Annotated in this window: 22 protein-coding genes and 1 tRNA gene; 13 read left to right on the top strand and 10 right to left on the bottom strand. The window is 41.5% G+C overall.

Annotated features, from left to right (window positions below):
• Window positions 1-208: 208 nt before the first annotated feature.
• Complete coding sequence (locus tag AACW45_RS33320) at window positions 209-598, bottom strand: VOC family protein (protein ID WP_190630035.1); 390 nt, start codon at window positions 596-598, stop codon at window positions 209-211.
• Window positions 599-639: 41 nt separating this feature from the next.
• On the opposite strand from AACW45_RS33320, the gene AACW45_RS33325 reads away from it, so the two are divergent.
• Complete coding sequence (locus AACW45_RS33325; protein ID WP_190630037.1) at window positions 640-1,104, top strand: hypothetical protein; 465 nt, start codon at window positions 640-642, stop codon at window positions 1,102-1,104.
• 224 nt (window positions 1,105-1,328) lie between these two features.
• Here AACW45_RS33325 and AACW45_RS33330 read toward each other — a convergent pair whose 3' ends face one another.
• On the bottom strand, window positions 1,329-1,868 hold the full coding sequence (locus tag AACW45_RS33330) for a GAF domain-containing protein (RefSeq protein ID WP_190630039.1): 540 nt from the start codon (window positions 1,866-1,868) through the stop codon (window positions 1,329-1,331).
• Between the two features lie 514 nt (window positions 1,869-2,382).
• Between AACW45_RS33330 and aroC the strand changes: the two genes are divergently transcribed.
• From aroC to gmk, 4 genes are all read left to right on the top strand, one after another.
• Window positions 2,383-3,471, top strand: a complete 1,089-nt coding sequence (aroC, locus tag AACW45_RS33335; protein ID WP_190630042.1) for a chorismate synthase — start codon at window positions 2,383-2,385, stop codon at window positions 3,469-3,471.
• A 281-nt stretch (window positions 3,472-3,752) separates the two neighbouring features.
• Window positions 3,753-4,604, top strand: coding sequence for a hypothetical protein (locus AACW45_RS33340; protein ID WP_190630044.1), 852 nt, complete (start codon window positions 3,753-3,755; stop codon window positions 4,602-4,604).
• 999 nt (window positions 4,605-5,603) lie between these two features.
• The gene (gene remA, locus AACW45_RS33345; RefSeq protein ID WP_190630046.1) at window positions 5,604-5,870 is read left to right on the top strand and encodes an extracellular matrix/biofilm regulator RemA; all 267 of its coding nucleotides are present in this window, start codon (window positions 5,604-5,606) and stop codon (window positions 5,868-5,870) included.
• 169 nt (window positions 5,871-6,039) lie between these two features.
• The gene (gene gmk / locus AACW45_RS33350; RefSeq protein ID WP_190630349.1) at window positions 6,040-6,642 is read left to right on the top strand and encodes a guanylate kinase; all 603 of its coding nucleotides are present in this window, start codon (window positions 6,040-6,042) and stop codon (window positions 6,640-6,642) included.
• A gap of 466 nt (window positions 6,643-7,108) precedes the next feature.
• Here gmk and AACW45_RS33355 read toward each other — a convergent pair whose 3' ends face one another.
• The 3 genes from AACW45_RS33355 to AACW45_RS33365 all read right to left on the bottom strand — a co-directional run bounded on the left by AACW45_RS33355 (window position 7,109) and on the right by AACW45_RS33365 (window position 8,578).
• A complete protein-coding gene (locus tag AACW45_RS33355; RefSeq protein WP_096645567.1) occupies window positions 7,109-7,624 on the bottom strand; it encodes a photosystem I reaction center protein subunit XI in 516 nt (171 codons plus the stop codon).
• Window positions 7,625-7,894: 270 nt separating this feature from the next.
• Window positions 7,895-8,044, bottom strand: coding sequence for a photosystem I reaction center subunit IX (gene psaJ, locus AACW45_RS33360; RefSeq protein ID WP_096645568.1), 150 nt, complete (start codon window positions 8,042-8,044; stop codon window positions 7,895-7,897).
• A 39-nt stretch (window positions 8,045-8,083) separates the two neighbouring features.
• Window positions 8,084-8,578 carry a Photosystem I reaction center subunit III gene (locus tag AACW45_RS33365; protein ID WP_096645569.1) on the bottom strand — a complete coding sequence of 165 codons (495 nt, stop codon included), beginning with the start codon at window positions 8,576-8,578 and terminating at the stop codon, window positions 8,084-8,086.
• A 271-nt stretch (window positions 8,579-8,849) separates the two neighbouring features.
• Here AACW45_RS33365 and tsaD point away from each other — a divergent pair, with 271 nt between their 5' ends.
• Window positions 8,850-9,911, top strand: a complete 1,062-nt coding sequence (tsaD, locus tag AACW45_RS33370; RefSeq protein ID WP_190630048.1) for a tRNA (adenosine(37)-N6)-threonylcarbamoyltransferase complex transferase subunit TsaD — start codon at window positions 8,850-8,852, stop codon at window positions 9,909-9,911.
• A gap of 73 nt (window positions 9,912-9,984) precedes the next feature.
• On the opposite strand, the gene AACW45_RS33375 is transcribed toward tsaD, so the two are convergent.
• Together AACW45_RS33375 and AACW45_RS33380 are read right to left on the bottom strand one after the other, a co-directional pair.
• Window positions 9,985-10,902: an alpha/beta fold hydrolase gene (locus AACW45_RS33375; RefSeq protein ID WP_190630050.1), complete on the bottom strand. Its 918-nt coding sequence runs from the start codon at window positions 10,900-10,902 to the stop codon at window positions 9,985-9,987.
• 171 nt (window positions 10,903-11,073) lie between these two features.
• Window positions 11,074-11,793 carry a hypothetical protein gene (locus AACW45_RS33380; RefSeq protein WP_096645572.1) on the bottom strand — a complete coding sequence of 240 codons (720 nt, stop codon included), beginning with the start codon at window positions 11,791-11,793 and terminating at the stop codon, window positions 11,074-11,076.
• A 360-nt stretch (window positions 11,794-12,153) separates the two neighbouring features.
• Here AACW45_RS33380 and AACW45_RS33385 point away from each other — a divergent pair, with 360 nt between their 5' ends.
• From AACW45_RS33385 to AACW45_RS33400, 4 genes are all read left to right on the top strand, one after another.
• Complete coding sequence (locus AACW45_RS33385; protein ID WP_190630052.1) at window positions 12,154-12,678, top strand: GNAT family N-acetyltransferase; 525 nt, start codon at window positions 12,154-12,156, stop codon at window positions 12,676-12,678.
• 721 nt (window positions 12,679-13,399) lie between these two features.
• Window positions 13,400-13,473, top strand: a tRNA-Pro gene (locus tag AACW45_RS33390).
• A 653-nt stretch (window positions 13,474-14,126) separates the two neighbouring features.
• Entirely contained in the window at window positions 14,127-14,942 is an 816-nt protein-coding gene (locus tag AACW45_RS33395) for a Tic22 family protein (RefSeq protein ID WP_190630053.1), read from the top strand.
• Between the two features lie 1,234 nt (window positions 14,943-16,176).
• The gene (locus AACW45_RS33400; RefSeq protein WP_190630055.1) at window positions 16,177-18,372 is read left to right on the top strand and encodes a lytic transglycosylase domain-containing protein; all 2,196 of its coding nucleotides are present in this window, start codon (window positions 16,177-16,179) and stop codon (window positions 18,370-18,372) included.
• Between the two features lie 59 nt (window positions 18,373-18,431).
• Here AACW45_RS33400 and AACW45_RS33405 read toward each other — a convergent pair whose 3' ends face one another.
• Window positions 18,432-18,866: a hypothetical protein gene (locus AACW45_RS33405; protein ID WP_190692739.1), complete on the bottom strand. Its 435-nt coding sequence runs from the start codon at window positions 18,864-18,866 to the stop codon at window positions 18,432-18,434.
• Between the two features lie 56 nt (window positions 18,867-18,922).
• On the opposite strand from AACW45_RS33405, the gene tatC reads away from it, so the two are divergent.
• The 3 genes from tatC (at window position 18,923) to AACW45_RS33420 (ending at window position 21,545) form a co-directional block, all read left to right on the top strand.
• Window positions 18,923-19,759 carry a twin-arginine translocase subunit TatC gene (gene tatC, locus AACW45_RS33410; RefSeq protein ID WP_190630061.1) on the top strand — a complete coding sequence of 279 codons (837 nt, stop codon included), beginning with the start codon at window positions 18,923-18,925 and terminating at the stop codon, window positions 19,757-19,759.
• Window positions 19,760-20,095, top strand: coding sequence for a tRNA-binding protein (locus AACW45_RS33415; RefSeq protein WP_190630063.1), 336 nt, complete (start codon window positions 19,760-19,762; stop codon window positions 20,093-20,095).
• Between the two features lie 826 nt (window positions 20,096-20,921).
• Window positions 20,922-21,545, top strand: a complete 624-nt coding sequence (locus AACW45_RS33420; RefSeq protein WP_190630065.1) for a calcium-binding protein — start codon at window positions 20,922-20,924, stop codon at window positions 21,543-21,545.
• 179 nt (window positions 21,546-21,724) lie between these two features.
• Here the strand turns inward: AACW45_RS33420 and AACW45_RS33425 are convergent, their stop codons facing one another.
• Window positions 21,725-22,774 carry a D-alanine--D-alanine ligase family protein gene (locus AACW45_RS33425; protein ID WP_190630067.1) on the bottom strand — a complete coding sequence of 350 codons (1,050 nt, stop codon included), beginning with the start codon at window positions 22,772-22,774 and terminating at the stop codon, window positions 21,725-21,727.
• Window positions 22,775-22,932: 158 nt separating this feature from the next.
• A complete protein-coding gene (locus AACW45_RS33430) occupies window positions 22,933-24,330 on the bottom strand; it encodes an ATP-grasp domain-containing protein (RefSeq protein ID WP_190630069.1) in 1,398 nt (465 codons plus the stop codon).
• Between the last annotated feature and the right edge of the window lie 98 nt (window positions 24,331-24,428).

Raw genomic sequence — 24,428 nt, forward strand, 5'->3', positions numbered from 1 at the left:
ACCACAATCTACTTAATTCGTTGATTTTTCCATTTTTGGGTGTAAAGCTTGTCACTCAGTTATCCTGAGTTACTTTGTCATGTGTTTAGTCTAAACTCCAGTCTTAAGAGTCAACAGTCAACAGTCAACAGTCAACGCTATTTTCAAGCTAGACTATCTATTTTCTGGTAAAGATATTTTTATCGCCATTTTTTGGGGAATAACCCACCTAAGCGCTGACTAAGGACACCAATACACCATTAATATCGCGAACCCGTGCAATTGTTTGTCCCCAAGGCTGCCGTTTTGGCGCATCTAGTGGTTTTGCGCCTGCGCCTAATGCTTTCATATAAGCAGTAGCAACATCCGGTGTAATAAATGATATCTGGATTAATGCAGGCGCTTGTATAATATCGTTAGCGTGGAAGCCCTGATGAAATAAACTTTGAGCTTCATTAATTGAGGAAAAAGCAATAGTAGTTTCGCCCGTTTCCATTTCCGCCCAAGTAAATTGATTTTGTTCTTTAATAGTGCGTCGCACAAGTCCAAAAGCTTTTTCGTAAAATTCAACGGTTTTAATTACATCATCTACCCAAATAACTGTATAACCAAATTTCATCGCGATCGCTCCTGAATTATAGTTGATGTAAATGCAAATATATGTGGAAAAAAAAGCGAAATCTATTATTAATTATTACCTTAATTTTTTTGACTGGATGTTTAAGTTTAAAATTTGGTGATAATTACAATTCTGAAAAGCAACCAGTAGCTGATGTTAAGGTAATAGAAAAATGGCTAAGTGCGCCTTTACCTAGTAATTATTCAGATTTAAAGTATGAAATTATTGCTGATACCCCCGATCCCCAAGTCAAAATAGCTGTAAATGTTCCCCAGGAATATTTTCAAACATTGGTGAAACAGAATAATTTAGTTAAATATGACGAAGTTAAAAACAAACTACCTAACGATCTAAAGCCTAGAGAATGGCAAGAAAGTAATCAACCTAGCGATTTCATCGACAAGCCACTTCCCACTACAACAATCTGGATAACGAAAACTGAGTTTTATCCTAAATATTTTTGGTATCAACAAAAAAGATTATATCTAGTTTATGCTTCACGCTAATTATCTAAGTAGGTTGGCGTAATTAAATATAACTAGCAAGGGCTGTCATTGGTCATTAGTCATTAGTCATTGGTAAGGAGTTCAAGCCTAGTTACGTTTCGTAATATAGTTTGGTTTATTTACACCAAGTTTCTTAAGTAGAAATAAAGATAATGTTTATCACAGTTAAGATAAACCATGAAAATCTTTTTCCCTAGCCCCTAGCCCCTAACCCCTAGCCCCTATTAACTCTCCACTATACAATGGGCTGTTGCCATATTTTTCGCGGCTTGCTGCATTTGTTCAATATCTGATGATGCCCAATAGCGAGGTGCTTGACAGTTATGAGCAATTAATAATCCCCACAATCCCCTAGCTACCAAAACAGGTACTACCAAGCTAGCGCGAACTTGCAAACTGCGCAGAAATTCGCGATGACAATCATGTATCACTTCTAATTCAATATCAGGGATGACTCGGACTCTTCCTGCTAAATATAAACTGGCATATTCTTGATTAAAACAATTATCTGGCCCTGTAGAACCGAAAATTGAATATTCGCTATTAATTACAGATTCACAGGTAACTTGTCCCTGCCAAGAACCATAAAAGTAATATAAAACTACGCGATCGGCTTCTAGAGATTCTCTCAGTTGATTGATCGTTTGCCGAATCAATGCATCACGTTGCATGGTGATTACCAAACGGTCAAGCACCTTGCGTAACCCCTGCTCGTAATTCCTTGGGGGGCTGGGGTCAAATTCTGAATAAGAGTGAATTTGCACAGGCCTAAAATGACAACTGGGTAAATACTTTCGGCTTTCTATCCTAACTTATCAGACTGCAATAATTAAAAAATACTATAAATTGCAGAATTTAACCATGAGAATAATAACATTTAATTCCTGATATCCAGATGAAAATCAAGATTTATTTTTGCTTTATTTGCGGTATTTGCATCTTAATTTTTTTATTTTTCGGGAAAAATATCTTGATTTAATTAAAAAATAGTCAATGTTTTTTAATAATTAAAAATAAACAATAAGATTTAATAAATTTTATTAAACAATCAACCAAAAATCTAGAATGTCATTAGACAGATATTGCGGAACAGACTTGAGCTTGAAGAGCTAAATATTAATTTTTGTAAATATTTTTGTAAATATCAAAGATGCGATCGCTATTTAACAAACCGCTTCACATCCAGCCTTTTCCACCAGGACGCGATCGCCATAAATTCCGTACAGTATGTCACCCTAGCAGGTAAAATACATAAGCCTGGTCTATTTCCTCAACATCATGGGCAACACTTTTGGTCATTTATTCAGCATTACTACTTTTGGTGAGTCCCACGGCGGTGGTGTGGGGGTTGTGATTGATGGTTGTCCCCCGCGCCTAGAAATTTCTGCTGAGGAAATTCAAGTAGAACTAGATAGAAGACGGCCGGGACAAAGTAAAATTACAACGCCGCGTAAAGAAGCAGATACCTGCGAGATATTATCTGGGGTATTTGAAGGCAAAACCTTAGGAACACCGATCGCAATTTTAGTCCGCAACAAAGATACTCGTCCCCAAGATTATGACGAGATGGCGCAAAAGTACCGCCCATCTCATGCTGACGCCACCTATGATGCTAAATATGGAATTCGTAATTGGCAAGGTGGGGGTAGGTCATCAGCGCGTGAGACAATTGGTAGAGTAGCCGCAGGTGCGATCGCGAAAAAAATTCTCCGTCAATTCGCCAATGTCGAAATTATTGGTTACGTCAAGCGCATCAAAGATTTAGAAGGCGTTATCGATCCCAACACTGTCACCTTAGAACAAGTAGAAAGCAACATCGTTCGCTGTCCCGATAGTGAAATAAGCGATCGCATGATTGAATTAATCGAGCAAACTGGTAGACAAGGTGATTCTATCGGCGGTGTAGTCGAATGCGTAGCGCGCAACGTCCCCAAAGGTTTAGGCGAACCAGTCTTTGATAAATTAGAAGCCGATATCGCTAAGGCTGTAATGTCTCTTCCCGCTAGCAAAGGTTTTGAGATCGGTTCCGGTTTTGCGGGAACCCTGTTAACAGGAATTGAACATAACGACGAATTTTATATTGATGAACAAGGTGAAATTCGTACCGTCACCAATCGTTCCGGTGGGATTCAAGGGGGAATTTCCAACGGCGAAAATATTATTTTGCGCGTTGCTTTCAAGCCAACCGCCACAATTAGAAAAGAACAAAAAACCGTCACTCGTGAAGGCGAAGAAACCCTATTAGCAGCCAAGGGAAGACACGATCCTTGTGTATTACCTCGTGCTGTGCCAATGGTAGAAGCGATGGTAGCTTTAGTTTTGTGCGACCATCTATTACGAAATCACGGACAGTGTAAATTACTGTAGGGAAGGATAGGAGGATAAGAGAAGGGGGACAAGGGAAGGAGAACAAGGGAGACATAACTCTTTCAAGTCACCCCTAATGGAAAACCCCCACAACCAAACATGAAATTCTGTATGATCTTTGAAACCTGCGATAAATGGTTTTAAATCATAAGTTTTCCAGTCATTAGTACTATGACTCTAGCAGGATTGTATTTTTCTCAATTACTTGCAGCACAGCTCAAAGAAATCTATACTAACGGCGATTAAGCGATCGCAGAATTTCTAGGAGAGCAACAAGACTTATGGTACCCTATCCATGTCCAATTTGCGGCAACCCAAACTACAGCAATCAGCAATATTGTTCTCAGTGCGAATTTCCCGTAGCACATCTTGATTCTGGATTTTCGGGACTCAAGCAAGAACAAGTAGTCAAATGGTCAAAGGATAAATATAGGGAAATACAAAAACTTTCATTACAACACAATTCAATCCCTGAAAATTTAGACGAAAATAGGGCGCAGACAGATTCCCACGATTCTATAAAATTACAGGCTAAAATTAAACAATTAGAAAAAGAAAAAGCCGAAATAGAATCCAGGTTTCACATCTTAGATGAGATGTTAACTAAACTGGGAAACGAACTCCCACAGCATATTTTTGTTGACGAAGCTACTAAACAAAAGCTGAACGAATGGGGTAGTAATCTGGCTGCTAAAATTGATAAATGGAATAACGAACAACAATCAACGTGCCAATATATATATCACAGCTTACGTTCTGAATTAGCACGTTCCAAGTGTGAATTAAAAATTGTCACACCACGTAATTCTGAAAAGTCCAACTCTATAGCGACAATTCCTAGCAGATTACCAAATCATCCAGTAATTCAACAACCGCCACTAATAGAAAATTTAAAACCCATATTATTAGAACTACTGGAACCAATTGAACAAAACTTTATTGAGAATGTAAAATCTCTCAAAACTGAAGTTATTACAGAAATCAAAAGTCATTTTGCTCTGAAAGCGCAAAAAATTTCACTCGATAGTCAGATTCCCCCAGATGCAATCATTACCACTTTAGAATCTGAACTAGTCCAACCAGAACCAATTCCACCAGCAGTAATCAATATTCCTCCAGCTGAAGCCCAATAGCCTTGGGTGTTAGCTTATAATCTCAACCCAGAAGAGTTTTCCAAATTCGCCTGAGAAGTTTCCAAAACCGAGGAAAGCATTAATCGGCGTCGCTTAGGTAGCTAGCAAACAGCCATTATGGAAAAATTTCATAAAGGTAAAGGTAGTTATTCTATTTTTAATAAATATTTTCAAAACTATTTACATTTCGTAATCTAATTTGGTTTATTTCCCACGACTTATTTAAAGCAATCGGGAAAATTTAGACTTACTACAAAATATATTTGAATGTCAAAACTATCAAGATAATCATTCTCATCCATTTACCTTAATCCAGTCAGGAAAATTATCTCCTTTGTTCGCAGACGATACCGACTCAGTGCTGACCCAATACTGCTCGGTTAATGTCAAAAACCTTAACCCGCGTAGGTTGGGTTGAGGAACGAAACCCAACATTTGGGTAGGTCTGTTGGGTTTTGCAGAGCCTCAACCCAACCTACAATTTTCCTTAACTTTTGTTCCCACAGGATACCGACTCAGTACTGACCTCAGTAGATCGGTGGATCTTGTGAGAACGGGGAGTACTGCGATTTAAATTTTAAAGTAAACAATCGACATTTGCTATTTATCACAATATACTGTAAACTCTTTTACCGGCAGGCATCACTCACATCATTTTTTTGCGGGTGAACTTCTGATACAACCTGCTCGTTATGACTGCCAAATTGTAGTCAATTCACTCCTGACAACCTTAGCCTTGATTTACTGTGCTAACTGCGTAGAGCCAATGAATCAATAAATGAAGGGTCTCGGTGATTGTGCATAACTTTATTAAGCGATATTGACATATATCTTAAGGAATATTCTTGCTATTACGCATAGTAAATAGCTAAAACTAGCAATTATTCTTTAAAGACTAAAGATTCCTTTAATTTAAGCGTTGTAACTCCCGTTTTTTAAGGATAACATGGTAAATATTGTGTACTGACGACTCATACCAGATTTGGTATCCGATTTTCTATGGAAATTCAATTAATCAATATAGGTTTTGGCAACATCGTGTCTGCTAATCGAGTAGTTGCCATTGTTAGTCCAGAATCTGCACCAATCAAGCGGATCATTACCGATGCAAGGGACAGGGGCCAACTTGTTGATGCGACTTACGGGCGTCGGACTAGGGCGGTGATTATTACCGATTCTAGCCACGTAATTCTCTCAGCGATTCAACCGGAAACTGTAGCTAATCGCTTCGTGATTTCTCGGGAGCATCAAGCTGTAGATAATTAACTAGAGATGGACTAACATCCCTACACTATTTACCGCGTATCAGCAGTACTATGTGAATTAGACGATTTTTTTGTCACCCTTGTGACCAATTCCTTAGTCAAGAGTTACACAGCTAACAGATAATAGACTAATGAATTTATATCTATCGATTAATTCACAGGTTTAGCTGATAATGCAAGTTCTACCCATTCAGAGTGGTGCTACTACTACCAAAGAGTTCCCGTCTTCCGGACGGCTAATTGTTTTAACCGGGCCTAGTGGGGTTGGCAAAGGCACTTTGTTACGTGCTTTGTTGCAACGTCATCCAGAACTTTACTATTCGGTTTCGATGACAACCCGTTCTCCTCGCCCAGGAGAAATTAACGGCAAACACTATTACTTTGTGAGCCGCGCTAAATTTGAACAATTGGTTGCCCAAAGGGAATTCTTAGAATGGGCAGAATTTGCAGGTAATTATTACGGTACGCCCCGAGAAGCTGTGCTTAACCAAGTTGGGTCTGGAAAATTGGTTGTACTAGAAATTGAACTGGAAGGGGCAAGACAAATTCGCACTTCTTTCTCTAGTGCCCATAGTATTTTTATCTTGCCACCTTCATTTGATGAGTTAGAGAAGCGGATTCGCGATCGCGCTCAAGATTCAGAAGCTGCGATCGCCCGTCGTCTCCAACGCGCTCAAGAAGAAATAAAAGCAGCTGATGAGTTTGACATTAAAATCGTGAATGACGATTTTGAAACCACTGTAAAAGCTCTAGAAGCGGATTTATTTGGCTGATTCCCATTCAAGTTCAAAAGTTAGTGGGCAGAAGCGAAAATTAATTTAAGCCTTATTCTGCCTTTAAGTTGCATAATCTATTGTGATATCTGTTGACTGTTGACTGTTGACTGTTGACTGTTGACTGTTGACCGTTGACTGTTGACTGTTAACCGTTGACTGTTAACAGTCCTGATTAGTAGTTATGCCATTTAGAAGCCCATTAGCTTAGACGCATAAGGGAATAACTATCCCTTATGCGTCCTGCCTTTATTCATAAAAAAAAGGACACATATTAAGAAGCTACGCTTTTTTGTATGTGTCCTTATTTGCTTAAATACGGAGCAATCTATGATTATTGGGCAAATAGCAACAAGGGTAAACTGCTTGACACAGTAGCTACCCTTGGCTATCTAACCCAACCAGAAATCGCAAGACATGCAACTTGATTCTTGCAATTTAGAAATAATGGTGATGGGAACAGATATTAACCTACTAGACCTTGAATCAGTGCTAGGTTAATCGTCAAAAAGTAAGCCACTAAGGCTCCACCAATAGCACCAATTAAGAAAGCACTGGAGAAATTATTCCAGCCTTCGTTGGTGGTAAAAGCATCTGGAGGGGTAGCAGTTACGCTGCTAAGTGCTTTGGGAGGATTGCTGTGAGTATATAAGGATAGAGCAGCAGTCAAAAGGACAACTAAGCCGATCGCTCCTAGTAACCCAGCTAAGTTAGCACTAGGTGTGTTGCGCAGAGGGCCTAATTTGGCAAAGGGGCCAAACAGCCAGTAACCATGAGCCATACCAACTTCTAGCCCGCGTCTAAAAGGAGTTAGACCAGGACGGTAAGCAGGTAAGTTATTAATGAACCACTTAACTAAGGGAGAAGAATTAATGGGTGTTTCCAGGTTACCTATTTGTGGATCGCGGCCTGCGGGAAAAACAACCTCACGATTTCTTGGATCGCTGGCTAGATTTTTGGATGCATCTACTGCTTGCGCCATATTTTATGTTCGCCTCTAAATTAGAACTGTGGCATTTTTCTATTAATAATAATTGTAGCTAAAGGTGCTTTTTGTCTGAGAAGTTTAGAAAAATTAATTTACTTACTTAAAAATACATGAAACCCGTAAGCTGTAAGAGCCTACGAGTTTCAAATAATTATTTGTACTACCTATTTGAGCTATATTTTTCTGATTAACTCAAGAAAAATATAGCTATCAAATATCAGACAGAAGATCAGTTTTTTCCTGGGGGAAATTACCAGCTTCTACCTATGGCAGTGGGTGGAACAGTAAATCGGGGAAAAAGCGGTTAAATTCAATTAAGATTCCAGCTGTGATGGTCAACCAAAGAGTGGCTGCTACAGGTGCAGTGGAAATAAATTTAACCAAGTAGGATGAGGAATCGCCTTTGTCTGCCATGAATTTAGTCTCCTAAACAAGTTAATTGATACTGATGAACTAGCGGGGGGAAATGGGGATTTCTGTATCCTTAGCTGTTAATTCACCAGAGAGCAATTCTTTGACAGCTGCTGCGGGCCAAGCAAAGCCTGTGGCCATGATTGGTAGAGCCAAAGCCAAATCGATTTGGATTTCTTTTTGTTCAGCGTCAGATCCCTTCTTGATGGCTTGGAGATAAGCACGGCCTACCCAACCAATCCAACCGGTAATGTAAAGGAAAAGAATGCTAGGAATTAAGAAATCGCCTGCACGGTCAAGACGACCATCAACAATCAAATGGGGGTAACCTTCAGGGCCGCACAGAGCTTGAGAGTAACGCTCAAACCGCTTTTTACCAGATTCTGGATCGGCGGTGGTATTACGGGCATTTTTTGCTAGCTCTTGAAAAGCGGGAGTGTCTGCACATGGTGCAAGATCCGCACCCAGCGCCTTAGCGGGGGGGGCGAAGTTGAACCAAAGACAAATCGCTAAAATCAAAGCAAACAATCGTCGCATGGAGTTGTTTCCTTTTATTACAAAACAAAAAGTTTTTTGTACAAAACGAAGCGGCTTGTACAGTCTTTATTTAGATAACTAGCAAGTCATCATACTCTTGCGGGGGAACCGAGTAAAGTTTAAGTAAATAAAAGTTAAAGCTTCTCAACCTAGTTCTCATTGCCTTTTGAGTTCCAAGTTCCAGCACTGAGCAAAATTTCGGAATATTTGAGAGAATTCATGAACTAGAACTGAACCTCAAAATCGATCGCAACATTACTCTCCTAAAGCAATGGCAACCGTTTTAGCAATCGAAACTAGCTGTGATGAAACTGCTGTGGCAATTGTCAACAATCGTCAAGTTTGTAGCAGTATCATAGCTTCACAAATCCCGATTCATCAGCAATATGGCGGCGTAGTACCTGAGGTAGCATCTCGCCAGCACTTAGAAACCATCAATTGGGCGATCGCCCAAGCTTTAGAGCAAAGCCAAATGAATTGGGCGCAAATTGACGCTATTGCCGCCACCTGTGCCCCTGGACTAGTCGGCGCACTGTTGGTAGGGTTAACTGCTGCCAAAACTTTGGCCATAATTCAGCAAAAACCTTTTTTGGGAGTGCATCATCTCGAAGGGCACATTTATGCAACTTACTTGAGCGAGCCAAGTTTAGATCCCCCTTTTCTTAGCTTACTAGTTTCCGGCGGACATACAAGCTTGATATATGTCAAGGATTGTGGTAATTACGAAACTCTCGGAGAAACCCGCGATGATGCGGCAGGCGAGGCTTTTGATAAAGTAGCGCGGCTATTAAAGCTAGGTTATCCCGGCGGGCCAATTATCGATAAATTAGCCCAAGCAGGCGATCCCCAAGCTTTTGCCTTGCCAGAAGGAAAAGTATCGTTACCAGGTGGGGGATACCATCGCTATGACGGCAGTTTTAGCGGGTTAAAAACAGCTGTATTGCGGTTAGTGCAACAGCTAGAGAAAAATAATGCGGAGATTCCCCTAGCCGATGTAGCCGCTAGTTTTCAAGATACAGTAGCGCGATCGCTTACCAAAAGAGCGATCGCCTGTGCTTTAGATTATGGTCTCAATACAATTGCCGTTGGTGGAGGTGTCGCTGCTAACAGTGGCTTGAGAAAAAATCTCCAAGCCGCCGCCGCCGAACATAACCTAAGAGTCCTCTTCCCCCCCATGAAATTTTGCACAGACAACGCCGCCATGATTGCCTGTGCCGCCGCCGATCACCTATCACGGGGGCATACCTCCCCCCTAACCCTGGGCGTCGAATCTCGGCTATCCCTTACCCAGGTGATGAAGTTGTATCAAGGGAGTGAGTCAGAGACGCGATAAATCGTGTCTGTACAACTGACAATTGTACAAATGCCCCATGCCCACTCGCCCTGAGCGAAGCCGAAGGGATGCCCTATGCCCCAATCCCACTAACTATCGCCTGAATATGACTAGCAACAGCTTCTGGCTGCTCTAACATTGCTAGGTGTCCGCAATCGGGGATTTCAATGACATTGTCGCCACAGTATTGAAATAAGGGGTGAAAACTAGCTAAATGGCGCACATACTTGGGTTCCATTACCTTATCGTGACTCCCGGTCAAAAAATAAACTGGTTGCTGCAGTTGGGAGACTAATTGGGGTAAACGGTTGATTTCTTCTTCCGTTGTCGAATCTAATAATGTGCCTAAAGCTGCTTCTGGATCGGCGACGACAAAATCAATCACTCGCTGACGCGCCCAATAACGCTCTAAAGGACGGGCTACGCTAGCTCTAGTAAACAGCAAATCAATCAAAGGTAGTTGAGATAACCAGCGCGGCCGGACTTGTAAAAATCGCTGTCCCATAGTCCGGAACTGCTCAAAGGCTTCTTTAAGATAAATTCCGCCACCAGCATTAATACAAATTACCCCTTTAACGCGATCGCTCATTTGATTTGCTGCCCACAGAGCAATTGTTCCTCCTAAAGAGTGACCAATTAGCCAAGCGCTAGTGATGTGTAACTGCTGTAATAGCACTACTAAATCATGGGCGTAGGCTGCTGGGGTATAGGTAGATTCTAAAGATGAGTCTGCTGCGCTCATAGAATTAGCTGCAAAACTCACAGACAATTGTGCCCGATTCAACTCGTTATCAGGCTGGGACTGGGACTCGCCAAAACCCCGCAAATCGTAAGATAGGCACTGAAAATCTACTGACAGTCGGGAAATCACAGGCTGCCAGTATCCACGGCTATTTAGCCAACCGTGGACAAAAACTAAAGCATGGGGACAGGAGGTGGGAGCCGTTAGCTCGTAGGAATGGGGAACGCCAAAGATTTCGATGGTTGCCATACTTTATATCGTACCTTTAAGGGCGGGTGCGACTAAATATGGAGTTAAAAGGAAAAAGCTTCTAGCTAGACACTCATGCCATCAACAGTCAACAGTCAACAGTCAACAGTCAACAGTCAACGCTACTTTCAACCTAAAAAACTTTTTTCCTTCATAACTTTGTGGCTGCCGTTATTTCCCTAGTAATCTCTGTCGCACCCCTTCAGCAATTTTGTGTCCTAAATATTCGGGAATCAGACTTTCGTTAGGCCCTAATAAGTAAAGAATTAGCCTGGTGCGTCCGCGCCAAACTAGCAGGTTGGCATTAACTACCAGTAAATCCTCCTGCCAGATGGCGTACATTACTTTGTAAAATAATCCCGGCTGATTGTCGGCTTCAATCACCAAAGCTGGGAGATGAAATACCGGATCGACATAGAATTCTGTTTGGACTTGCTCTAAGCCAGCATCCAGATTGAATTCTACAGCCAGCATTTCTTCTACCTCAAACCGCCCGCCTAAAGCCTCGCGGATTGCCCGACAAACGTTGTCTGCGGTTTTCTCCGTCAAAGCCTTGCTGCCACGAGATACCAGCAGCTTAATAAAAACTAACATTGGCGATCGGATCTGACCGTATAAGCTCAGACCGTGGATAGTGAGTCCGTAAGCAGCCAGCACGCCAAAAATATCGCTGAGGAGAAAAGACTGATTGCGGTAGGCAAAATGCAAGGCGCTTTTGCTTCCTTCCGGTTTCAGCTCGATCACAGCCCGTCTGGTTTTATACAGACGGTAGGCTAAACGTAAATTTTGGAGTTGAATCTCACTGCTAACAAACTGTTCATAAAACTGAGGAAACGCGCGATTAAAGCGTTTTAGGAGTTCTAGAGTGGAAGATTTTAAACCAGAAGCCATCTTTGGGGGTAGACTCGCTCGCGAGATGTGTCACCAGGGGACTGAAAATTGGGTACAGGGGAAGAATTTTCTTATACCTAATACCGTATACCCAATTTCTCATCCCGATATACAATTGACTCTCTTATTTTTCCCTTTTGGTGAATTTCTCCTAGCTTTACAACAAAATGCTAAAGTTGAAAATGATTGGTGTGAAACACGCCCTAAATAGCTGTGACCATTGCCAACCCCAACAACCACAAATATTTTTTTAATATTTTTGCTTGTGGGGGATTTGAGATGGAACTAGCTGTGTTAGAAGTGAATCTCCACTTTTAGGAGTGGTAGCCAATTCAGTTATACTACCCGAACCACGTTGGCATGGGTTTTTGGAAAACTTGGTTTAGTACTTCTGAATCTACAGCGACTAACAGAACGGCTCCCTTTGAAGAGATGAGCGCGGAATTTACGGGCAATAACCCGAATAGCGATCGCATCGTCTTCAGCACAGAACGAGATATAGATTTATATGAACTCGAAGAACTCTGTGATGCTGTTGGTTGGTCGCGTCGTCCCCTGAGAAAAGTGAAAAAAGCTATTGAGCATAGTTTTCTCGTTGCCTCTATGTGGCAAGTTCGAGGAAACCAAAGGCGGCTCATTGGTTTTGCGCGTGCTACTTCCGATCACGCATTTAATGCGACTATCTGGGATGTAGTCGTCCACCCTGACTTTCAAGGTAAAGGAATGGGTAAAGCGCTGATGAAATACGTTCTCAAAAAACTGCGCAGCGAAGAGATTAGCAATGTGACTCTCTTTGCCGATCCTCATGTTGTTGATTTCTACCGGACTATGGGTTTTATGCCCGATCCTGAAGGCATCAAGGGCATGTTTTGGTATCCTCACTAAATCCTTATAGACAAATCAAACAGTTTACCCAGCAAAATTTAGTTATAATAGCGAAAATCTACTAAAAATTCCCATCAGGGTTCAGCTTATCATCCAGCAATTACCTTGATTGTCCAGCTAACACGTAAACAATACGAGAGATTAGTAGCCCCGTCTTTTGAAAGCGGGGTATAAAATCCACTCGTGCTGATTTATCAGCACTCAAGAATGCTAAAATATCAGCTGCAAGTAAGAATAACCATCTACGCGACGAAACAATCCTAGTAAGGCGAAATCCCTGCAACGAAGAACCGAACGCAAAAAGCGCGTAACGACTAGACGAGCAAGTAATGGCAGGATGTTGAGCGTACCGAATTGGCGAAAGCGATGGACTCCCAAAGCAACAAAATTGGTACAAGTAAGCGCAATTGCAACATCTTTTTGATAGTTGTTTTGAGCGTCTATGGGGATATTTGACTATCCCTTTTAAGCAACCCTTAAAGAATCTGCCTTTATGAGCGAGGGCAGAGTGTCAAAGCATTCGCAAACTGAATATCTGTGAGCAGTTGATTGCTGTGTTTTAGCAGACGCGAAAAAAAGTTAGTCAATATTCACCACTTCTGATATAATCAGAGTAACGCTTTGTGAAAAGCATCAAGGTAAACCTAGTTTCTGTGTACCTGCGAAACTCCTAAGCTTTGTGTTAAGAGTAAATCGCGCCACTGAAAGTAGATAGACAAACCGGGATGTAGCGCAGCTTGGTAGCGCGCCTGCTTTGGGAGCAGGATGCCGCAGGTTCAAATCCTGTCATCCCGATTTCTAGCTTTTAAGTAAAAACCGTAGTTTCATTAGTGAAGCTGCGGTTTTTTGCAATGTGTAATAAGAAAAAACAATAGTTGAGCTAAGTTCATTATTGGTAAATTGCTGTGCTGCCAATTAGATATTTTTGCGGAGTAATTTAATTTGCCGATTCTGGTCGCAAGCTATTGGGTAAGCTATCATAAGACAAATTTATTTTTTAGCAGGTAGTAATCTAGTAACTGTATTTATATACATTTACTACAATGTGAGCCAATATTAAATGTCAGGCAATTGGAACGATTCACTATATAATGGCGTCATTTATAGTTAGGTAAAGAAAATCAAATGACATTTAAGGCGGAAATAATTTGAGTAATTTGTAGTGACTGTGTCACCCTATATTAAGAGGCACATACGTTATTTTGCTGTGCAATAAGCATAGGCATAGAAAGATAAATTGAAACATAGCACCATTACAGGCTGAACGCCAGATTATAGCAATCCTAAATTATTCAGGAATATCAATCTTTGAGCGTTGTCTATTCATGCAATAGCCAACACAAATTTTTCACATTTCTAAAAGATTGCTATATAACTAAAAAAAGTTGGTGCCGTGGAAATCCAACTATTTACCTGAGGTAATTGAATTGTTGAAACAAGGAGTAGTCATGAAATCATTGGTTCGCTGGGGCGCAACATTAGCTATCGCTGGCAGTGTATTATCAGGGGCGTTGCCAGTAATCGGCAATCTCCAAGCGATCGCTTTACCACAAGATCAGGTAGAGAAAAAATTGCAAGAGGTACCTGTCTTTACCCTGACTAATGCTAAAGGTGAATTCATCGTTATTTCTCGGGATAACCAAGGTAAGAAAATCTCTCAAGTAGGATTTTTTATCAGCAAGCAAGACGCCCAGAAATTTTTAGATAATCGCCTCAAAAAAGAAAATCCACAGCTGGCAAGTACCTTACAGGTGAGACCTCTGTCTTTAGCCGATTACTATAAAATCGTACTCGAAGGTAAGAAGAAGTCAGACTCTGTTTTTTATACTTTAGTACCAACCCAACAACAGGTAGAATCAGCTAGAACTCTGTTAACTCAAAGCGGTCAACAAGGGCAACAATTTAATGGTATTCCCTTGTTTGTACCCAAGTTTAAGAAAGATAATAGCTATCTGACTATACCCTTGCCTCAAAGTAATGAACGTTACATTCCTTTCTTTTTTGAGAAAGAGCAAGCAGTTAGCTTGTTAGACCAATTTAAAAAAGCAGCTCCCCAAGAAGGTGCAAATACAGAAATTCAAGTAGTAGATTTGTACGGCGTGATTGAGGCGCTCAACAGCAGCAACGATCCTGGCATGAATAAAATTGTGTTGTATCCATCCCAAGAGTCGATTAATTTTATTCGTTCCCTTGCACCTCAGTCATCTGGAGGAAATCAACAGCAAAATGCTAGACCGGCGGCTACACCTGCTAAGAAAAAATAGTTAATTAATGACTTACGCAATGTAGAAATAGAGCATGATGGATGTGAGGTGAATAGTTGCAACTTGGCATCTCAGACATCAGATATTTGTCAATATTTGTTCATGCGTAAGTCATTTAAACCTGATACCAATTTGACAAAAGAATGTGACAGATCGTAGGGGCATGGCAATGCCCATTGGTGTTAAGTTAAGCTCAAAAGCATTGTCTATCTCGTTTCCAGCATCCTTTTGCAATGGGGATTCGTGGGCGGCAGCCTCGTCTTCTGATAAATTGAGGCAGCAGCCCACAGATCAAAGCTCCCACGCAGAGCATGGGAGCTAGATAAAATCCAAGGATGGGGTTGTGAAGTACTCCGGCTTGCTTCGCTGAAGCCGGAGCTTCACAAAGACAACCATCAACGTTTCGCGTCTCATTCGCCGTTGCCACGTTGGGTATATCACAAGGATATTCGGGACTGAACCCGATGATGGTCTTACACAGCGTTTCTGGTAATACTACCTTTATCTCCTCATAGGGAGAACCCGCGCAGCCGCCCGCCTCCCGCAGGCAGTTTTATTACTTGGACGTACACCTCTGTATGGCTTATTTTTTACCGCAGGACGTAACCTCTGTGCGTTCCAGTGACCGAGGTCTTTCCCCCTTTCTCACGCTCTTAGACGAGGTCGCGCATACGACTGCTAGTACGGGCGGGTTTACCAATATCCTCGTTGATTAACAAAGATCCAAATAAACCCGCCCCTACACCGTTTGTTGTGAGCCGTGTGGGTGGGTCAACAACCATTTATATATTAGCATATAAGTAGCGTAACGTGTACACATCCAAGAAAGAGAAATCATTACGTTTTCGGATGTCTGAGCGTAGATACAACAAGCTTAAACTATATGCTAATAGCAAAGAAAAAACGATGACACAATTGATTGAAGACTGGATTGACCGACTACCAAGTCCAGCTATTGACGACTCCGACGCTCCTTCGTCGCTACCGCTTCGCTAACAACCATCTCACTCCCTAATCAACCTTCCGGTTGATTAGGGAGTGAGATGTTTTCGTCGTCGAAGCGTCACTACCCCACCCTGCTGCGCTGAGGGTGGGGACTTCCGCGAACTGTTAAACCCAGTTTTTCGATAATCTCCGATCCCCAAATCGCAGAGAAAAAAGAAAAAGTCGCACCACTGACCGCTAGTAATGCTAAAGTTTCAAGAAATTCATCTGAAATTTTCAGCGAGTATTCATGCTGAAGCAACTAAAAAAAAATCCAGTTCCTATTATCGCTGGTGCAGGACTATGCGCCTTTTTAGCTGGGGCAATGGTTTCAGCGCCGCAGTTGGGAAAGTCTATAGGACAATGGCTCAAACAAGACAGCAATCAATCTGAACAAATTTCGGAGGCTAGTAAGGCGAAGTCGGCTGTATATCCTTTGGTATCGCAATCTCTGCCAGAAAGAGCCGCAAAATTAGCGGAAATTGCCCAAAATTCTCGTTCTCCAGATAGAGAACGCGCTCGTTATCTTTTAGCTAGCGATTATATTGACAGAACACAGGCAAAAAAAGCCTTAGCTTTGCTAGATGGACTAGAGAAAGATTATCCGATTCTCGCACCTTACATTCTGCTGAAACAAGCCCAGGCGCAAGATATGCTAGGTGAAGCTGGGAAAGCTTCAGATTTGCGCCAGAAAGTGGTAAGACAGTATGGCAAAACCGCAGCCGCAGTCAAAGCGATTTATTTGATTGCTCAACCTAAACAGCAGGATATTGCGATCGCTCAATTTCCTACCCATCCCCTCACCTGGGAAATTATCAAAAAACGCTTAGAAGATAATCCCAATCAGCCAAAATTGCAGTTAATGTTGGCGAAATACGCTGCCGATCAACCGGGAATAGTGGGCGTATTAGATGCGCTAGTGAAGCAGCCAAATCTCCAACCAGAAGATTGGGACATAATTGCCACAGCTTATTGGATGAACAACCAATTTGACAAAGCTGCCAATGCATATAGCAAAGCAACCAAGACAGCCCTCAGTCTCTACCGTACTGGACGGGGTTTGCAAGTAACAGGTAAAGACAGGGAAAAAGCGATCGCTAGTTATAAACAACTATTGCAAGAATTTCCTGAAGCTGAAGAAACTGGAACAGGCTTACTACGTTTAGCGGAAATGGCGCAAACTCGTAAAGACGCCTTACCGTACCTCGATCAAGCGATCGCTAAATTCCCCCAAGCAGCGCCGAAAGCAGTGGTAGAAAAAGCCAAAATTTACCAAGGACTCAAGGATAATAAATCAGCTGCCCAAGCATGGCAATTACTGATTAGCAAATACCCTGATTCTAACGAAGCCGCAGAATATCGCTGGAAAGTCGCCCAAGAAAAAGCCAAAGCCAAAGATTATGTTGGTGCATGGCAATGGGCAGAACCAATTCCCAATAACAACCCCTCTAGTATTTTGGCTCCTAGAGCAGGTTTTTGGGTGGGAAAATGGGCTAGCCAGCTAGGGAAACAGCAAGAAGCGAAAACAGCTTATGAATATGTAATTAGCCAGTTTCCTTACTCCTACTATGCATGGCGATCGGCAGCAATTTTGGGGCTGAATGTGGGTAATTTTAATACCGTCCGGCAAATGAACCCCGAAGTAGTTCCCCCACAGCGTCCCGTACCTACGGCTGGTTCGGAGACATTTAAAGAATTGTATCTTTTAGGACAAGATAGAGACGCTTGGTTGCAATGGGAGACAGAATTTATCAATAAAGCCCAACCTACGGTAGCCGAACAATTTACCGAGGGTTTAATGCAGCTAGCTAGGGGAGAAAATAAAATTGGCATTGACACAATTTCTAAATTAGAAGACAGAGAGAAACCAGAAGAACAAGCGGAATATCAAACTCTCAGCAAACAAAGCATTTACTGGCAAGCCCGTTATCCCTTTCCTTACTTGCAAGAAATTGAAAAATGGTCAAAAGAACGCCAGCTCAATCCCTTGCTAGTCACTGCTTTGATTCGTCAAGAGTCGCGGTTTGAAGCTAAAGCCAAATCCATTGCCGATGCTATGGGCTTGATGCAGGTATTACCCAGCACAGCTAAATGGATCGCCCCGCAAATCAAAGTTGATAGCAAAACAATTAAGCTAGAAGATCCTGACAACAATATTATGTTGGGTACTTGGTATTTGGATCATACCCATCAGCAATATAACAATAACTCCCTGTTAGCGATCGCTAGTTACAACGCAGGCCCCGGCAACGTTTCCAAATGGCTGCAAACTCTACCCACACAAGATCCAGATGAGTTTGTCGAAAACATCCCCTTTGATGAAACCAGAAATTACGTCCGTCAAGTTTTAGGCAACTATTGGAATTATTTACGACTGTATAACCCAGAAATTTCCGAATTAGTCGGCAAATACTCCAGCGAACATCCAAAATTGCCGAATCAGTAATGATTGGGCATGGGGCATTGAGTACGGGGCATGGGGCATGGGGCATGGGGCATGGGGCGTTAAACTTTTAATCGGGGAGTTACGCCTTTGATGTCGGAAGTTGCGGCTTTGAGCTTGAACATTGCGCCTTTGATGTCGGAAGTTGCGGCTTTGAGCTTGAACATTGCGCCTTTGATGTCGGAAGTTGCGGCTTTGAGCTTGAACATTACGCCTTTGATGTCGGAAGTTGCGGCTTTGAGCTTGAACATTGCGCCTTTGATGTTGGAAGTTGCAGCTTTGAGCTTGAACATTGCGCCTTTGATGTCGGAAGTTGCAGCTTTGATGTCGGAAGTTGCGCCTTTGAACTTGAACATTGCGCCTTTAAACCTCAACATTGCAGTTCTGATGTCAAAAGTTGCGTCTTTAAACCTCAACATTGCAGCTTTGATGCCGGAAGTTGCACCTTCAAACCTAACTTTTGCCCAATGCCCAATGCCCAATGCCCAATGCCCCATGCCCAATGCCCAATGCCCAGTAAAATAGTTAACAAATGTTGCCTAATTGCTGAATCATGACGCCACAAAATTTAGATACCCAAGCGCAGTCCAATTCATCTGATGAATACTCAGATGCAACTGCTACAACTTCTCCGGATATCGAAGTGGAAGAATTTGGCAACTCTGAGGACGATCCTCTAGATGAGTTGCCAGATGAGGTGGAAATGTCGTTTTTTGACCACCTAGAGGAGTTGCGGCAACGGATTTTTTATGCATTAATTGCCGTTGCAGTCGCTGTTTTTGGCTGTTTCTTCAACGTCAGACCGATTGTTCAGCTATTAGAAGTGCCCGCCCAGGGGGTAAAATTTCTCCAACTTGCCCCTGGAGAATATTTCTTTGTTTCTCTGAAAGTTGCCGCTTACACTGGTTTATTGCTGTCTACACCCTTTATCCTTTATCAAATTATTCAGTTCGTCCTTCCCGGATTAACTCGCCGCGAACGCCGTTTATTAGGGCCTGTGGTTTTCGGTTCGAGCGTGTTATTTGTGGCAGGGTTAGTATTTGCATATTTTCTACTGATTCCCGCCGCTTTAAAGTTTTTTATTAGCTATGGTGCGGATGTTGTAGAGCAACTTTGGTCAATTGAAAGGTATTTTGAATTTGTTTTACTGCTGTTATTTAGTACGGGTTTAGCATTTCAAATTCCGGTCATTCAATTATTACTTGGGGCATTGGAAATTGTATCTTCCAAACAAATGTATTCTGGTTGGCGATACGTAATTATGGGTGCGGTAGTTCTCGGTGCTGTGCTTACGCCTTCTACTGACCCCTTAACCCAAAGCCTTTTAGCTGGTGCAGTTTTAGGACTTTATTTCGGTGGAATTGGTTTAGTAAAGTTAATAGGTAAATAAATGCTACAAATTACCTATGATGACTTTGAAAAAGTCGAGATTCGCGTTGGGAAGGTGATCGAAGTAGCAGACTTTCCTAAGGCGAGAAAACCCGCCTATAAACTGTGGATAGATTTTGGTGATTTGGGCGTTAAAAAATCTAGTGCCCAAATTACTAAGCTTTATCAGCCAGAGGATTTAGTCAATAAATTAATCTTAGCCGTTACTAACTTCCCCCCTCGCCAAATTGCAGATTTTATGTCTGAGGTTTTGGTATTAGGAGTAGTGCTTGATGAGGGGGAAGTCGTTTTAATTCAGCCAGATAGAGAGGTGGCTTTAGGTAAAAGAATTTTATGAAATGATGATTTATATTAAGATATTTAATTTTTTTATTCGTTGTGACTTTTTTAAGTAAAATCAGGCGATCGCATTTCACAGAGTTAAAGAAGTCGCTACTAGTGCTGCATGGCGTAAATAACCATACCATTTTATAAATTCATTTTGATAATCTAGAGTAGTGCGAGCATCTTGCTCGCTGACAAACGCGAGCAAGATGCTCGCACTACAATGGTATGCTCATTTCCGCCGACCTGTACTAGTGAAAATATCGCGATCGCCTGTATTAATGTAATATTTCTTAATATATATGAGAGCATTTACTCATATAAATTTAGTTTGCAAACTGATTCAACCTACGAGGCTCAGTATTCAGTAGTAGCTGGCGAATAATCAGTAATAAATGTATGTTTCGCCAGAAAATAGCCTTCTAGAGAGTCAGTAATTAACCTGGCTCGATATTCCAAGCATTTAAATTTAAATATGCTGTTATTATTCAGCTAAGAAATGGATTTTTAACACTTGTAATCCTACTTATTCTATTAATAATAAATTTATTGCTTATACCGGATTAATTTATCCAAATAATAGTGTTATTTGCTACTTTGTAATTATTAGTAGCGTAGTTGTAAGTAATTGCTATATCAGTACTTCACATAGATTTCATAATACAAAAAGTAAAAAATTTATCTTTTAAGTTCAATAAATATATACTAAATAAACTCACAAAGTAATTTGCCTAATACACAAATAATCTATTGTTTATTCATAACTAAAAGTGATGTGCAAATTTTTACTTGCTTTTGCACATTAAATCAGCACTTAATTAATATCAGGAAAATAAAAAATGGCTGTTTTTAATGGTTCAACCGGAAGCGATAATCTTCGAGGCACTCAATATGCCGACGTTTTTAATAGCAATGGTGGAAATGACTTCTTTTATGCACTGGGTGGAAATGACAATATCAATGGCAGTTCCGGCAAGGATTACTTAGATGGTGGTAGCGGTAGAGACACAATCAATGGTAATGGTGGCAGAGATACACTATTAGGCGGTTCTGGAAGTGACATTATTAATGGTGGTTCTGGTAATGATTTAATTTATGGTGGTAGAGGTGACGATCTGATTAATGGTAATGGTGGCAATGATAAAATCTGGGCTGGTGATGGTAACGACACCATTAACACTGGTTCCGGCAATGATGTGATTAATTCCGGTTCTGGATGGGATATTGTGCGATTAAATGGTGGTCGCGATGTCGTAGTTCTGGATGTAGGAGTAGGATACGATCAAATCTACAACTACCAGTTTGGGATGACAAAGTTTGATGTTGCCGATCCTAGTAATGTGCGGCTGGCATTAGGTCAAAATCAAAGCGTGCTGATCTATGACAAAGGAACGAACGATCTTTTAGCTACTGTGTATAATCCCAATGTTGATTTACAAAAATTCGCCAGTAGCTTGATTTAATTATTTATTGGACTTAGGAAACTCCAACAAATAAATTATGCCCAATTGTAGGGGCGGGGTGACTCCAGTTGTGTCAAATTAAACTCAAATGCTGATACCACAAACCTTTCACCCCACTCCTTTATCCCCTCGCCTTTCGGGGCATGGCAGTGCCAGTGCCCCTACAATCAACATCGTTTCTACGTCACCAACTGGCAATCTGCTGTATTTGCTAAGGTTTGATTGATAGCCGTTATTAATAACTCATTTAAAGAAATTCCGGCGGCTTTCGCCATACAGGAAATCACACTTTTAGGAGCAAAAGAACAATACAATCCAGCCTCTAAAAACCAAGGTTTTCCTTTTGGGTCGATTCGGAAATCAAATAAGCTATAGTGGCGACAACCTAAAGCCTGATGACATTGCTTTGCTATTTCCTGAACTGTTTGGGTGATGGGGTCGTTGGGGTCTACAATCCAAGCTTTTGTATGGTCTTTAGCCATTAAATGTAAGTTACCATCTTCCTTTTTTTGTAGCTTATCAGCATAGTTACGGATGGGTTTGGAGATTGGGTCTACCTGATACTCTTCCAAGGGTAAACCTACTAATTCCCCATCTTTAACGATGATGCCACATCTGACTTCTCGGCCGAGTTCGATGAATGCTTCTACAATGACTTCATCTGCGTATGCAAATGCTGTCTTCAAGGCTGCGTCATATTCAGTCACATTTTTAACTAAGGCTATTCCTAAAGAGTTGTCGGAACTTGCAGGTTTGACGACGGCTGGAGGTGGAATTGTGGGTACGTCTCCTGGACGGAGGAGTTCTCCATGCGGTACTTTTACTCCGGCGGCGGCGACAATTGCTTTGGCTTTAGCTTTGTGAGATGCGATCGCCATAATATCTGGAGTATTACCGATGTAAGGAATCTTCAGCAGGTCAAATAAAGCACGGTAGTGAGTCATTCCCGGAATACAAAACATTTGTGGTAACACTAGGTCAATGTTTTGCGCTGTTATAAACTGTATGGCTGCAAACACAGTCATCGGTTTGGCGATCGCAATATCTTCTAAACTCAAAGAAGCAGGAAATCGCCATTTTCCATCGGGTGTGATATATGCAATTTGAAAATCATAGCGCGATCGCTCTGCTGTTGCTGTGAGACAATCTTGAGCATAAAGGCGTGACAAATCACAGTAAAATTCATTTTCGGCAGAGCCAACTAAATGAAGTATACGAAGTTTTGACATGATTCTATTTTGTAAATATGTATAATTTTTTATTGCGTTTCGCGTGTCAAAAGTCAGTTGTAGGGGCGGGTTTATTAAGATCATCGTCCAAAAACGAGGATATCTGTAAACCCGCCCCTACTGATAAAACTCCGATTCGTGGGTGGAGTTTTTTATTTTTAATCACCATCTAATTCCACCAGTTTGCCAATATTGAAGTCTATTTTTACCCAGCCTTTGAGTTTTTGGAGATTCTGAAGCAAAAGTAAGGGAATCTGCCAGTGATGTAAGGTTAAAAATGGTACAGGGTCATCAAGGCAGAAAATTGCATCAGTTCCCCTGAATAGGATATTCAAGCGGGTTTGCAATTGCTTCCAGGAACGGACACCAGTTAATCGCCAAATTTCGTGATATATCCAGTAAGTAGGCTTGCTATTTGTTAGGGGTTCGTGAGGTGCGGGTAGGGGAGTTTTACCAAAATAGGCCTCTGCAACACCAGGATGATTGTAAAACATGGTGATTGCCGAATGGGTACGGGGATTGCATTCAATGGCGTAAACTGTACCGTCTTCAGCTTGAATAAAGTCGAAAGAAACTTGTCCAGTCAGGTGCAAATTTTTGACGAAATGTTGCACCCATGCACGAATTTGGGGATTTTCGACGTTTTCATAGTTGATTTGAAATGCAGAAGAGTGACAACAGCAATGCAATCTTAATTCTCCATCCCGGACTGTACTATGGGTACAGAACTCTTTCCCGGGAATAAATTCTTGCATAATCCAAGGATTTTCTGGACTGATAGGTAAACTATTGACAAAGGCGGCTGTTTCTTCTGGGGTGTCGCAGGGTAGTTTAGTTAAATCTAAGCGGCGAACGGAGTCGTAAGCAATACTTTTAATTATATATTTGCGGATTTCTTGACTAAAATCGAAATTGATAACTTGTTGGGGGTCGGTAATTTTAAAAGACTTGGGAACAGATAAACCAAGCGATCGCGCTTTATCAGTAAAGGCAAATTTATCATCTAACATCTTGGTAATATCTGCATCAAAGTGGAAAACTTCGCAGTATTCTGATAGTGCAGGCTTTGCTAAAGAGTCGTAGTAACTAGCTACAGGACTGCATACAGGTACGTAAATGTCAACTTTTTCTTGCTTGACGATTTCTACTAACGCCTGAATATATCCTTCTGGGTCTGATTGCGGTGCGGGGACTGTATAAAAACGACTTACAGCTTGGGAAAATCTATGACCAGATAACCAGTATTTGTGACCTTCAATCAGAATAACTCTATGTCCGGCGGCATGAAAACTACGCGCAAGTTGTAAGGCTTTGGTCATCTTGGCTCCACTTACCAAGATAGTTTGAGGATTCGCGGCGATCACAGCTTTTTTGGTAAAAGGCGATCGCGCCATTCCCCACAGCAAAGCGATCAACACTATCAAAGCATTGAATGGCAAGGCTAATAGTAATAATGTCAGAGTACCGAGAGTCTTGAATAAAGCCACTATCTTTACCCTCACACCCGTTGAAGGCGTTGTAGATTCAGGCAAAGATAACGAAATTGATTGTGCCATAAATATTTCCTTTGTGTTGATTGTAGAGATGTTGCAATACAACGTCTCTACAAACTAATTCCCAATCTTCTTTAGCAAATTTGAGATTTTAAAGTTTC

Origin of the sequence: Calothrix sp. FACHB-168 (genome assembly GCF_963889195.1) — a bacterium.
Lineage (GTDB): Bacteria > Cyanobacteriota > Cyanobacteriia > Cyanobacteriales > Nostocaceae > Aulosira > Aulosira anomala_A.

Excerpts from the sequence above, each read along its gene's own strand:
- AACW45_RS33320 (WP_190630035.1), bottom strand. The coding sequence starts at position 598 with ATGAAATTTGGTTATACAGTTATTTGGGTAGATGATGTAATTAAAACC.
- AACW45_RS33325 (WP_190630037.1), top strand. The coding sequence starts at position 640 with ATGTGGAAAAAAAAGCGAAATCTATTATTAATTATTACCTTAATTTTT.
- aroC (WP_190630042.1), top strand. The coding sequence starts at position 2,383 with ATGGGCAACACTTTTGGTCATTTATTCAGCATTACTACTTTTGGTGAG.
- AACW45_RS33340 (WP_190630044.1), top strand. The coding sequence starts at position 3,753 with ATGGTACCCTATCCATGTCCAATTTGCGGCAACCCAAACTACAGCAAT.
- remA (WP_190630046.1), top strand. The coding sequence starts at position 5,604 with ATGGAAATTCAATTAATCAATATAGGTTTTGGCAACATCGTGTCTGCT.
- AACW45_RS33355 (WP_096645567.1), bottom strand. The coding sequence starts at position 7,624 with ATGGCGCAAGCAGTAGATGCATCCAAAAATCTAGCCAGCGATCCAAGA.
- psaJ (WP_096645568.1), bottom strand. The coding sequence starts at position 8,044 with ATGGCAGACAAAGGCGATTCCTCATCCTACTTGGTTAAATTTATTTCC.
- AACW45_RS33365 (WP_096645569.1), bottom strand. The coding sequence starts at position 8,578 with ATGCGACGATTGTTTGCTTTGATTTTAGCGATTTGTCTTTGGTTCAAC.
- tsaD (WP_190630048.1), top strand. The coding sequence starts at position 8,850 with ATGGCAACCGTTTTAGCAATCGAAACTAGCTGTGATGAAACTGCTGTG.
- AACW45_RS33375 (WP_190630050.1), bottom strand. The coding sequence starts at position 10,902 with ATGGCAACCATCGAAATCTTTGGCGTTCCCCATTCCTACGAGCTAACG.
- AACW45_RS33380 (WP_096645572.1), bottom strand. The coding sequence starts at position 11,793 with ATGGCTTCTGGTTTAAAATCTTCCACTCTAGAACTCCTAAAACGCTTT.
- AACW45_RS33385 (WP_190630052.1), top strand. The coding sequence starts at position 12,154 with ATGGGTTTTTGGAAAACTTGGTTTAGTACTTCTGAATCTACAGCGACT.
- AACW45_RS33395 (WP_190630053.1), top strand. The coding sequence starts at position 14,127 with ATGAAATCATTGGTTCGCTGGGGCGCAACATTAGCTATCGCTGGCAGT.
- AACW45_RS33400 (WP_190630055.1), top strand. The coding sequence starts at position 16,177 with ATGCTGAAGCAACTAAAAAAAAATCCAGTTCCTATTATCGCTGGTGCA.
- AACW45_RS33405 (WP_190692739.1), bottom strand. The coding sequence starts at position 18,866 with ATGGGGCATTGGGCATTGGGCATTGGGCATTGGGCAAAAGTTAGGTTT.
- tatC (WP_190630061.1), top strand. The coding sequence starts at position 18,923 with ATGACGCCACAAAATTTAGATACCCAAGCGCAGTCCAATTCATCTGAT.
- AACW45_RS33415 (WP_190630063.1), top strand. The coding sequence starts at position 19,760 with ATGCTACAAATTACCTATGATGACTTTGAAAAAGTCGAGATTCGCGTT.
- AACW45_RS33420 (WP_190630065.1), top strand. The coding sequence starts at position 20,922 with ATGGCTGTTTTTAATGGTTCAACCGGAAGCGATAATCTTCGAGGCACT.
- AACW45_RS33425 (WP_190630067.1), bottom strand. The coding sequence starts at position 22,774 with ATGTCAAAACTTCGTATACTTCATTTAGTTGGCTCTGCCGAAAATGAA.
- AACW45_RS33430 (WP_190630069.1), bottom strand. The coding sequence starts at position 24,330 with ATGGCACAATCAATTTCGTTATCTTTGCCTGAATCTACAACGCCTTCA.